General features: G+C 62.6%; 2 protein-coding genes. Both read right to left on the reverse strand.

Annotated elements, in window-relative coordinates; all coding sequences use genetic code 11:
• Positions 1 to 90: 90 nt before the first annotated feature.
• Positions 91 to 2049 carry a MacB family efflux pump subunit gene (locus tag AC07OV_RS30550; RefSeq protein WP_495093614.1) on the reverse strand — a complete coding sequence of 653 codons (1959 nt, stop codon included), beginning with the start codon at positions 2047 to 2049 and terminating at the stop codon, positions 91 to 93.
• A gap of 3 nt (positions 2050 to 2052) precedes the next feature.
• The gene (gene macA, locus AC07OV_RS30555) at positions 2053 to 3204 is read right to left on the reverse strand and encodes a macrolide transporter subunit MacA (RefSeq protein ID WP_176998981.1); all 1152 of its coding nucleotides are present in this window, start codon (positions 3202 to 3204) and stop codon (positions 2053 to 2055) included.
• Between the last annotated feature and the right edge of the window lie 127 nt (positions 3205 to 3331).

A 3331-nucleotide genomic window follows, 5' to 3' on the forward strand; every position in this document is an offset into this window, starting at 1 on the left:
CCCCCCCCCCCCCCCCCCCCTCCCCCCCCCCCCCCCCCCCCCCCCCCCCCCCCCCGCTCCCACATTTTGACCTTCATCGTTCGTGAAGCATCAATCCCGGGCCAATGCCTCGATGGGGTCCAGGCGTGCGGCGTTTCGTGCCGGCACAAAGCCGAACACAATGCCGATCAGCGTCGAACAGGCGAACGCCGTGACGATCGAGCCCAGGGAAAACACCATTTCCCATTCCTTCACGAACAACGAAAACAGATAGCCAATGGCAAATGACAGCGAGATGCCGATCATTCCGCCGATCAGGCACACCATCACCGCTTCCACCAAAAACTGCTGACGGATATCTGACTGCCGCGCGCCCACCGCCATGCGGATACCGATCTCGCGGGTGCGCTCGGTCACCGACACCAGCATGATGTTCATCACCCCAATGCCCCCCACCAACAACGAAATCACCGCAATCAACGACAACAGCAACGCCAGCGAACGGCTGGTTTTCTGCACCGTCTGCATGATGCTGTCGAGATTATTGGTGAAGAAGTCCTTGGTGCCGTGGCGTTGCAGCATCAGCTTGTTGACGTTGTCTTCCACCACCTTGCTCGGCTGGCCGTCCTTGATGCGCACGGTGATGCTGTCCAGGTGGCGCTGCCCCAACAGCCTTCCTGCCGCCGTTTCATAGGGCACCCACACGTTCAACGCCTTACTCGCGGCGAACATGTTTTTATTGTCGGCCGTCACCCCGATCACCGTGCACGGCAGGTTCCCCACCAGGATCACCTGGCCGAGGGGGTCGATGTTCGGCCCGAACAGGCGCTGGCGGGTGTTGTGGTCGATCACCACCACCTGGGCCTGGCGCCGCGCATCGCTTTCGCTGAAGGCAATGCCGGCTTCGAGCTTCAAGCCCTTGACCTTGAAGTAGCGGTCGCTCACGCCGTTGACCTGCGCGTCCAGGTCGATGTTGCCAAAGCGCAGCAACAGGTTGCGGCCCACCACCGGCGTGGCGCTGTCGACGTAATACAGCTGGTTCAACGCCTCCACATCCGACGGCATCAACGTCTCGATGGCCGAGGCACGGCTGTCGCCAAAACTGGTGCCGGAAAAGATGTCGATGGTGTTGCTGCCGATCGCCTGGATGTCCTTGAGCACATAGCGCTTGGCCCCTTCGCCGATGGCCGAGATCGACACCACCGAGGTGATACCGATGACGATCCCGAGCATGGTCAGCAGCGTGCGCATGCGGTGGGACACCAGCGCGACCCAGGCCATGTTGAACGCTTCCTTGAACAACCCCAGGCTGGCCACCAAACGCCGGGCGCCGCTGCGCTTGGGCTCGATGGGCGCCTCAGTGTTCAGCTCCAGCCCGACGCTGTCGTTGGCCTTGTCACTGACGATCTCGCCATCGCACACCTCGACAATGCGCTGGGCATTGGCGGCCACCTTGGGGTCGTGGGTGACGATGATCACCGTGTGCCCGGCCGCGTGCAGCTCGGCGAGGATTCGCATCACCTCCTTGCCGCTGTGGGTATCGAGGGCGCCGGTGGGTTCATCGGCCAGGATCACCTCCCCGCCATTCATCAAGGCCCGGGCAATACTCACGCGCTGTTGCTGCCCGCCTGACAACTGGCTGGGCCGGTGGGTGGTGTGCCCCGCCAGGCCCAGGCGCGCCAGCAGCTCGCGTGCGCGGCTGTGGCGTGTGGTTTCCGGCGTGCCGGCGTAGATCGCCGGCATTTCCACGTTGTGCAAGGCACTCAAGTGCGCCAGCAGGTGGTAGCGCTGGAAGATAAAACCGAAGTAGTCGCGGCGCAGTTCCGCCAGTTGTTCATCGCCCAGGGAACGGGTTTCGATGCCGTTGATCTTGTAGCTGCCGGCTGTGGCGTAATCCAGGCCGCCAAGGATGTTCATCAGGGTGGACTTGCCCGACCCCGAGGCGCCGATGATCGCGACCATCTCCCCGGCCTGGATCGTCAGGTCGATGCCCTTGAGCGCAATGAACTCGCGCTCGCCGGCCATGAAACTGCGGGTGATGCCCTTGAGTTCCAACAGTGGCTGGGTCATCGATCAATTCCCCGCCACGGCCGGCGTGGCGTCGCCGATCACCACTTTGTCACCTTCGGCGAGGCCTTCGAGCACCTGCACCTTGACGTTGTTATTGATGCCGGTTTTCACCTCCCGCGACACCGCCTTGCCCTTGGCGTCGAGCACCCGCACCGAGTAAGTGCCGTCGTTGTTGCGCGGCCCCAGCGCCGCCACCGGCACCATCAGCGCCGCTTGGGCGGTGTCGAGCACGATGCGCACCTGGGCCGTCATGGCGATGCGCAGGCGATGGTCGGGGTTGGGCACGTCGAACAGCGCGTTGTAGAACACCGCCGTGTTCTGCTTGGGGGTGCCGGCGGGCTGGGTTTCGAGGAAGTTCTGCGGTGCCGGTTCAGTGCCACGCAGCTTGGCGTAGTAGCGCTTGTCCGCTTCACCGAGGATGGTGAAATACACCTGCTGGCCGGGGCTGATGTGAATCACATCGGCCTCGGAGACCTGGGCCTTGACGGTCATGGTGTCCAGGTCTGCCAGCTTGAGCAGCACCGGCGCCAGTTGGCTGGCGATCACGGTCTGGCCTTCCTGGGTGACGATGCCTACCACGTCGCCGTCGATGGGCGCGACGATGCGGGTGTAGGCCAGGTTGACCTTGGCGGTGTCGATCTGGATGTGGGCGCTTTTGATCTGTGCGTCCAGGGACAGCAGGTTGGCCTGTTGCACCTGGTAGGTGGACTCGGCGTCTTCGAAGTCCTGGCGTGAGACCGATTCGTCGATTTGCAGGCCTTTGTAGCGTTCGTACACGGACTTGGCTTGCTTGAGCTGGGCGGCCGTGGCGCGGCGTTGGGCCTGGAGGTTTTCTTCGTCGACCTGGGCCTTGCGCAGGGTGTTTTGCAGGATCAAGGGGTCGATTTCGGCGAGCCATTGGCCCTTCTTGACCTTGTCGCCGACTTTGACTTTGAGGGATTTGAGCTGGCCGGAGACTTGGGCGCCGACGTCGACCTGTTTGATGCCTTCGAGCAGGCCGGTGGCCAGGACGGCGTTTTCGATGTCACCGCGTTCGGCGGTGGCGGTGAGGTATTGGGGGGCGTCGGCGGGGGCTTGGACGGTGTAAATGAGTAGGCCGATGGCTACGGCTAATACCGTTAGCATTCCCAGCTTGCGTAACTTTGACTTTTCCATAGATGGCCTTTGATCGGGTACATATCCGTTGTTTGGGTAACGGCTGAAATGGGTTCCGCCCTTACGGCGGGTCACTTTTGGAAAAGAGCCCGGAATGCCGGCCCAGCCAAAAGTAACCAAAAGGGCT

This window comes from Pseudomonas sp. GW821-FHT09A09 (genome assembly GCF_059418405.1).

Bases quoted from the DNA above. Each gene is read 5' to 3' on its own strand.
- AC07OV_RS30550 (WP_495093614.1), bottom strand. From the start codon at position 2,049: ATGACCCAGCCACTGTTGGAACTCAAGGGCATCACCCGCAGTTTCATG.
- macA (WP_176998981.1), bottom strand. From the start codon at position 3,204: ATGGAAAAGTCAAAGTTACGCAAGCTGGGAATGCTAACGGTATTAGCC.